The sequence below is a fragment of the Teichococcus wenyumeiae genome, assembly GCF_003696345.1.
GTDB classification, from domain to species: Bacteria; Pseudomonadota; Alphaproteobacteria; order Acetobacterales; family Acetobacteraceae; genus Pseudoroseomonas; species Pseudoroseomonas wenyumeiae.
In genome coordinates this window covers 1-7,563 of the sequence record NZ_RFLX01000081.1, presented here as the reverse complement: position 1 = coordinate 7,563, position 7,563 = coordinate 1, and the positions used below count along the sequence as shown (strand labels likewise).

Sequence of the window (7,563 nt, the reverse complement as noted above, 5' to 3'; positions counted from 1 at the left end):
GATCGTTACCGCCGGTCTGCCCATCGCGGCTCTCCCTACGATCACCTGCATGATCATAGGAATTTCGCGATCAGGACACTAGCCGCTGTTTGGATTCGGTTAGATGAAGCTCTGGTGTCTACCGGGGCAACGGCTTGCCGGACCGGAATGGCTTCGCTAGGCTTCTCCCTATCGTCAGCCACAAACAAGAGGAGGGCCGCGATGTACCAGTGTCATCACAATCGGCGCGGCCCTGTTCCGGCCCTGCAAATGCGTTTGCAGGGCTGATCAGGCGACAGACCTCAGCGTCTTCTTCCCCGGTCAGCTCATCTTCTGACGGATGGTGCCGCGCGTGGACTCATGGGTCCCGCCTGCACTGGGAAAGACGATTCATGTCCCTGATCACCCTCGAAGCCTTTGGCGTGACCATTGGTGCGCCGCTGTTCTCCAACCTCAGCCTAACCATCCACAAAGGCGACCGCATCGGTCTTGTCGCCCATAATGGCGGCGGCAAGTCGACGCTGCTCCGGCACTTGGCGGAGCGAAGCGAGCCGACATCGGGACGCTGCCGGTACGGACGGAACCTCCGTGTCACGCTGATGCGGCAGGAGCCAGAGGCGACGCTGCTGCCGCTCTCCCTGCGGGATGTCCTGCTCCAGGCCCTGCCCGCCGAGAGCCGGGAATGGGAGGCGTGGCGGGCAGATGTGGCGCTCGACGACATCGCCGTCCCGCCGGAGTTGCGCGGCCGCCCGCTGCAGGAGCTGAGCGGCGGCTGGCAGCGGATGGTGCTGCTGGCACAGGCGTGGCTGACCGAACCCGACGTGCTGCTGATGGACGAGCCGACGAACCACCTTGACCTCAAGCGGGTCGGCCAGTTGCAGCGCTGGATTGCCGCGCTGCCGCAGGATGTCGCGCTGCTGGTCGCGAGCCACGACCGCGCGTTCCTCGACGCGGTCACCCAGCGCACCCTGTTCCTAAGGCGAGAGAACTCGGTGGCGTTTTCGGCCTCCTACACCGCCGCCCGGGCCAGCCTGGCGGAACAGGATGCGGCCATGGCACGGCGCCATGAGACCGAGCTGCGCCAAGCCACCCAGCTGCGGCGGCAAGCTGCGAAGCTGCATAACATCGGCGTCAACTCCGGCTCGGACCTGCTGAAGGTGAAGACCCGGCAGCTGAAGGAGCGCGCGGAGCGGATCGAGGCGGTGGTGCGCCCGGTCCACCAGGCGGCATCGGCCGGGCAGATCCGGCTGGCCGATGGCGGCACTCATGCGCGAACGCTGCTGACGCTCGACGATGTCAGGGTGGCGACACTGGATGGAAAGCGCCTCTTCACTACGGGCAGGATGCGGGTGCATCCCGGTGACCGCGTGGTGCTGCTGGGGCCGAACGGTGCGGGCAAGTCGCGCCTGCTCAGCTTAGTAACGGATGCGGTCCAGGGGCAGCCGCAGGCGGGGCTGGGCGTCAGCCCAACGGTGATCGCCGGGATTTGCGATCAGTCGCTCAGCCACCTGCGGCTGGGAGAGACCCTGCACAGTGCCATTGCCAGCCGCTTCAGCATTGGGGACCAGCGCATCCGCTCTCTCCTTGCCGGAGCGGGTTTTCCGGTGGAGCGGCAGGCGGACACGGTGGCTCGGCTCTCTGGCGGCGAGAGGGCACGGCTGGCCATGCTGATCCTGCGGCTGGAGGAGCCGAACTTCTACCTGCTGGACGAACCTACCAACCACCTCGACATCGCTGGGCAGGAGATGCTGGAGGAGGAGTTGCAACGGCGGGAAGGCGCCTGCCTGCTCGTCTCGCACGACCGGCGCTTTGTGGAGAATGTTGGCACGCGCTTCTGGCTGATCGAGCGCGGACACCTCGTGGAAGCAGACGACCCGGGCGGCTTCTTCAAGGCGGCCATGCAATGAAGGCGAGCTACCGCCGCACCCGACCCAAAGCGGTCTCTGAGAGACGTTGCTCTGTCGGTCGGCATCCGACATCATGGCCCGGCCGGAAATAGAGTTGCAGGTTGGTAGCTCCTGCGCCCGTCCACGGACGGGTTCTTCTCAGCCTCGGCGTCTCAACCCGACCAGTATCGGGAGAGGCGCATCAGGCGTGGTCGCGTCTCCCGAAGCGTACCAGAGGAGAAATTCAGGTGGTTCCCGGCCTTGTTGCCCTCTTCCTCGCGACCCTCTTTGCCGGGGCCGCGTTCTACATCAGCCTCGTTGAGCATCCCGCCAGGATGAGCCTCGAGGACGCGCCCCAGCTCGCGCAGTGGCAGCCCAGCTACAAGCGCGCCCTGCCTATCCAGGCTGGTTTGGCCATGCTGGGAGGGGTCGCAGGGCTCCTGTCATGGTATCAGCTCCGTGAGTGGCAGTGGCTGGCAGGAAGCTTGCTCCTGCTCGCGAACTGGCCATTCACGATGCTGGTCATCATGCCGACCAACAAGCGCCTGATGGCGATGATGCCGCAGGAAGCGGGGGCGGAAAGCCGTAGCCTGTTGCGTCGCTGGGGCGGCTTGCATGGCGTCCGGAGCGTGCTCGGCTCCGCCGCGTCCCTCCTGTTTGCCTGGGGTTTTCTGACCACCCGCTAGGTCAGCTGTCCACCCCATGCAGCGGTGGGTCGGTCCGAGCGAGCTCCCGCCGCCCCCGACCCTTTGCGGACATCCAATGAAGTGCGTAGGGAGCAGATCCTATGCTCAGGGAAACTTCCTATGAAACGGGTCCAATTGCGGCAGCTCGGATTGGACGAGATGGACGCCGCTGCCAGTGTCCACCGAGCATCGTTTGACGAACGCTTGCCTTGGCTGACAGGGCTTCACACCCCTGCTGAAGATCGATGGTTCTATCGACAACGCGTGTTCCCCGAATGCTCGGTTTGGGGCGCAATTGAGAATGACACTCTGCTGGGCATTATCGCGTTCCGCGAAGACTGGATTGACCAGTTCTACGTCCTGCCGAGCGCGCAGGGTAAGGGCATCGGTACCGCTCTTCTCGAGGTTGCGAAGTCAAAGGCTGACAGCCTGCTACTCTGGACGTTTCAGCGCAACAACGCTGCACGCCGGTTCTATGAACAGCGCGGCTTCGTTGCCGTGAGGGAAACTGATGGTTCGAAGAATGAGGAACGTGAGCCGGACGTCCTGTATCGCTGGGTGACCTCATAGAGGCGATGCAGCGATGTCCGCTGTCCACCCATCTGCGACAGCCCAGTAGCCCCAGCAGCACGATAGATGAGGGCGGCGTGCCAGATGAACGACACGCCGCTAGTTGCCGCAGAGATTCGGCGTCGCTTTGACTTACACCTGCCGAATACGCGGGAGGATTACCCTTGCGCGGCCGGCGAGACGATGATGCAGGCGCCCTGCGTCCGCAGCTTCTCGCAGGCCGATTGCGCCGCGTCATGCGACAGGCCGCCGACGCGGGCGCGGTAGAGGGTAGCACGGCCGGAGGCCACGGGTTCCACCACCGTCCTGCCACCCCGCGCGCCAATCCGGCCGCGCGCGGCGTCCGAGGCGGCACGGGCCAGGTTGGCGCTGGCGAAGGCGCCGACCTGCACCGCCCATTGCCCAGTGGTCGCCGCCGGCATGGAGGCCGGGGTCGGCGCCGAGATGCCGCCACCGGTGCCGCCCTGGGAGGGCGGGCGCAGGTAGTTGCCCGGCAGGCTGCCGGCATTGGCGCTGGCCACCAGACGGAAGCCGGAAGGGCGCGGCGCCTCGGCCACCTGGACGGGCTCGCTGGTCGGACGGGCGGCGGGGCCGCGCGGAGCCTCGGCCACCGCGGCATTGGCGCGCAGCGAGGCCAGGGCGGAGGCGGCGGAGCCGGAGGCGCTGCCACGCGGCGCCGGAGCGGCGGCGGCGAGCGCCGAGCCCGTCATGGAAGGCGCACGCGGCGGCGCCGGCAGCGAGGCCAGGGCCACCGGCGCGCTGGGCGCGGGCGGCGGCGGCGCCGGCACATCGGCGGCGCGGGCATAGGTGGAGCCATCCGGGATCGGGTCCATGCGCGTGACCGGCCCGGTCGGCTCGGCGCTGGCATAGGTGGAACCGTCGGGAATGGGGTCCATCCGCGCCACCACGTTGATGGGCGTGTTGTTGTAGGTGGAGCCGTCCGGGATCGGGTCCATGCGGGACACCACATTGGACAGGCTGGCCACCTGCACCGGCGCGGAGGCATAAGTCGAGCCGTCCGGGATCGGCTCCATCCGCGTGATCGGGCCCGGCGGCAGGCTGGCGACGCGGATGCCCGGGTCCACGGCGTTCCGCTGCTCACGCAGCGCCAGCATGGTGGCGGTGTCGCCACGGCGCGGGCCGGCCGGGATGTTCAGCGGGATCTCGGCGGCCGCATAGACCTCCGGCGCCGTGCGACGGTGCGGATGCGTGCCATCAATGCGACTGCCAATGCGGGCGACATACTGGCGGGTTTCCGCAGGCAAGCCGCGCTTACCGCCCCAGAGGTAATCCTCGAAGCGTCCAGGACCGGCATTATACGCTGCAAGAAAGCCAGGAGTTCCGAACTGGTCATACAGCTCACGGATATAGGCTGTTCCAGCCATGATGCTGTCGTAGGGAAAGTACGGATCGCTTCCCAGCCCATGCTTGGCGGCAAGCTCGGCATAGGTCGCTGGCATCACCTGCATGAGCCCCATTGCGCCGGCAACGCTGATGGCAGTCGTTCTGCCACCGCTTTCCTGACGCATGACTTCGCGGATCCACTTCTCCGGCACATCGAACCGGCGCGAGGCTTCCTTGATGTAGGGCCCCCAGGGATCATGAGCGGGACCCGGTGGATCGTAGGAGGTGGGGCGGCTCTCGGAGAAATGGGACGATGCTGAGAAGGTTGGACCTGATGTTTGACTTTGCTGACTTCCGCACGCGGCGACAGCCGTCAGCATCGAGAAGACAGCCGCACGCTGCCAGCGCAGGGCATGCCTGCGCCTCCTGGTAGAAACCATCAGATCGACCTCCCCCATTCACCTCACGCCCAACCAGGCCGATCACTACCCCCGCAGTGATCTGAGATGACTCGTTTTCCCCAAAGGCTAGTATCTAACGGTCTAGGCTATGAAACACAGCGCAACAAACTAAAATCGAGGTAACGCAGTCACTAAGGCGGAAAAGTGGCAGTGGTAGGTGAAGATTTTTAGGAGGTCTCCACTGCTGCCAGCCACCTTGCAGCATGATAATCCTTTGCCGACGTGCTCATTGCGGCGCTGGCCGGCCGTTGGCGTAATCGGCGGCTCGTTCCGAGGTTCGACCCTTAACAAAGGGATGCTCTCCAGCGCGGCTGTTGCCGATTTATTCCTTCGTCGCCTGAGTTCGCGCGGTGAGCTTGTTGCCGTCTGGATCGCGAAGGTAGGCGACGAAGGCTCCGTTCGGGCGCTCAGCAGGCGGGCTTTCGATCGCAGTACCGCCATGCATGGTGCCGGCCTCGTGCCACGCCAGAACATGGCCTCGGCTCACAGCGGCGAGACCAATCGTCCCGCCATTGGCCGCGGTCGCCGGATTGCCATTGATCGGTTTCGTGATCATCAGCCGTCCGCCCTCGTGGGTATAGATCAGCCGGCCTCTGGCATCCATTTCGCCGGGCCGGCTTCCCAACGCGGCGAAGGTGGCGTCGTAGAAGTCCCAAGCCCGCTCCAGGTCGTTGCTGCCGATCATGACGTGAGTGAACATGCTGTCTCTCCAGAAAGGGGCTGTGCGGCATAGCAGATGTCCACTTGTCGACCTCGAACCGATGTCCGGAACTCATCCGCTGGACGGCAGCCCCCCGCCAGGTGAGCGATCCAACGGTAACTTCCTGCGGGGGCTCTTGCACGATAACGCCTGCTTGGCGTGCTCACAGCGACGCCCGGACAGAATTGCCTTGATCAGCCTTTAAGGCGTTTAACAGCGGTGCTGAAGCCCTGATAAAGCATCTCGGTATCGCTAGAATAAGCTAACAGCAACGCGCCCGCGGTGCGCCACTGCTCAACTTGTTCCGGCGATGAGCACAGCATGGCGCAGGTCTTTCCGTGCTTGCGCGCGGCGGCGAGGATCAGGTCGCGCTTCTCGTCCAAAACCCGTGCCTGGTCAGGGGTGCCAAAGACGCCCAGATCCTGTGCCAGATCAGCCGGCCCCAGGGTAAGCGCATCGATGCCGGGCATAGCGGCGATGGTGTCCAGATGCTCAAAGGCACCACCAGTCTCCAGCATAACCGTGATGAAGACCTCGCGGTTGGCGAAGGCGCGGCGCTCGGCGACCGTACCAAGAGGGTTGAACTCTGTCGCGGCGCTCAGTCCGCCATTGCCGCGCAGCCCCATAGGGGCATAGCGGGAGGCGGTGACAATCTCCGCCGCCTGGGCCGCGGTTTCGACCTGTGGGCAATGGATATTCCAGACGCCGACATCCAGCAGTCGGGTAATCCATTCCCGATTGGCGGCTGGCGGTCGCACAGCAATGGGGAAATCCAGGGCACGGGCCATGGCCGCCATCTGGCCAACGGTCTCGATCGACAGGGCAGTATGCTCCATGTCCACACGGGCGAAATCGAGCCCCGCCGACTTCAGCAGCATCAGGATGTTGGGATTTTGCACCGTCGTGAGCCAAGTGCCGATTTGTACTTCGCCACGCTCGACGCCAGCGCGCATCCGGTTCCGCTGCATCCATTTCTCTCCCAAATGAGCCTGATGGATAAGATGACGAGAGATGAAGGGCAAATCGAAAGAATGGAACCTTTCTTCCAACCCAGCTACAGAACACATGCCGCTAGCCGGACGCTCTTGAGACGGTCGGATCCCGATTCATAGTCACGCCTTGCTGACTGGCCGGGCGCGACAAGCTGGCGGCGGCACGTGCATCCAGCCTGGGAACAAGCTGTAGCAGAACCTAAGGCAGACGCCCCCTGCCATCTGGGCAGCGTTTCCTCTAACCAATTCAGCACGATAAAATGCTCATCTCGTGCCTGACGTGGCACTAAGCGGCAGGTGCGATAGTGGCAGACCCCACCGGTTACGACTGCCATAGAGCCTGCCATAGCCGGCGAAACGCTAGAGGCCTGGCCACATTCCACCGTCGATCCGCAGGTTCATCCCGGTGATGTATCCGGCTCGCGGACTGACGAGGAAAGCGACCGCATCGCTGATCTCATCCGGTGTTCCGACGCGGCCCATGGGAACCGCCGCAAACAAGGGCAGCGCCGCACGTTCCACCTCGGCCCATGGCGCGTCCTCGGCAAGGCCCTGGCCGGCGGCAGCCTTGCGGAAGGCGGCTTCGAGCCTCCCGCTCTGTATCGTGCCCGGCGACACCGTGTTGACCGTGATGCCGGCTCCGGCAACAGCCTTCGCCAGGGAGGCGCTCATCGCAACCATGGCCGCCTTGGCGGCGGAATAGTCCGGTCTTCCCGGGGGGGGCATCATCGCGGCGAGGCTGGCGACGTTTACGATCCTCCCCCATCCCGCGTTCCGCATCTTCGGCAGGACACAGGCGATCACCCTGACGGCCGCAAGGGTGTTGCGGTCGTAGCCGCTGGCCCACGTCTCCGGACGCGTCGTGCTCCAGTCTTCGCTTATGCCGGAGCCGCCCGCGTTGTTGACGAGAATGTCGATCGGCCCGGCGAAGGCCTGCGCCCGTTC

7 protein-coding genes are annotated in these 7,563 nt (G+C 64.9%); 3 read left to right on the top strand and 4 right to left on the bottom strand.

The window, feature by feature from the left end:
- The first annotated feature begins 371 nt into the window (after positions 1-371).
- The 3 genes from EBE87_RS27180 (at position 372) to EBE87_RS27170 (ending at position 3,121) form a co-directional block, all read left to right on the top strand.
- Entirely contained in the window at positions 372-1,886 is a 1,515-nt protein-coding gene (locus tag EBE87_RS27180) for an ABC-F family ATP-binding cassette domain-containing protein (protein ID WP_120641073.1), read from the top strand.
- A 227-nt stretch (positions 1,887-2,113) separates the two neighbouring features.
- Positions 2,114-2,551 carry a DUF1772 domain-containing protein gene (locus EBE87_RS27175; protein WP_120641072.1) on the top strand — a complete coding sequence of 146 codons (438 nt, stop codon included), beginning with the start codon at positions 2,114-2,116 and terminating at the stop codon, positions 2,549-2,551.
- Positions 2,552-2,671: 120 nt separating this feature from the next.
- Complete coding sequence (locus EBE87_RS27170) at positions 2,672-3,121, top strand: GNAT family N-acetyltransferase (RefSeq protein WP_120641071.1); 450 nt, start codon at positions 2,672-2,674, stop codon at positions 3,119-3,121.
- 158 nt (positions 3,122-3,279) lie between these two features.
- Here EBE87_RS27170 and EBE87_RS27165 read toward each other — a convergent pair whose 3' ends face one another.
- The 4 genes from EBE87_RS27165 to EBE87_RS27150 all read right to left on the bottom strand — a co-directional run.
- Complete coding sequence (locus tag EBE87_RS27165; protein WP_122140284.1) at positions 3,280-4,845, bottom strand: lytic transglycosylase domain-containing protein; 1,566 nt, start codon at positions 4,843-4,845, stop codon at positions 3,280-3,282.
- Positions 4,846-5,248: 403 nt separating this feature from the next.
- Positions 5,249-5,626, bottom strand: coding sequence for a VOC family protein (locus EBE87_RS27160; RefSeq protein WP_120641125.1), 378 nt, complete (start codon positions 5,624-5,626; stop codon positions 5,249-5,251).
- Positions 5,627-5,820: 194 nt separating this feature from the next.
- Entirely contained in the window at positions 5,821-6,648 is an 828-nt protein-coding gene (locus tag EBE87_RS27155; RefSeq protein WP_233560250.1) for an HpcH/HpaI aldolase family protein, read from the bottom strand.
- 330 nt (positions 6,649-6,978) lie between these two features.
- Positions 6,979-7,563, bottom strand: a 585-nt coding sequence (locus EBE87_RS27150; protein ID WP_122140283.1) for an SDR family oxidoreductase, incomplete at its 5' end; no start/stop codon positions are given.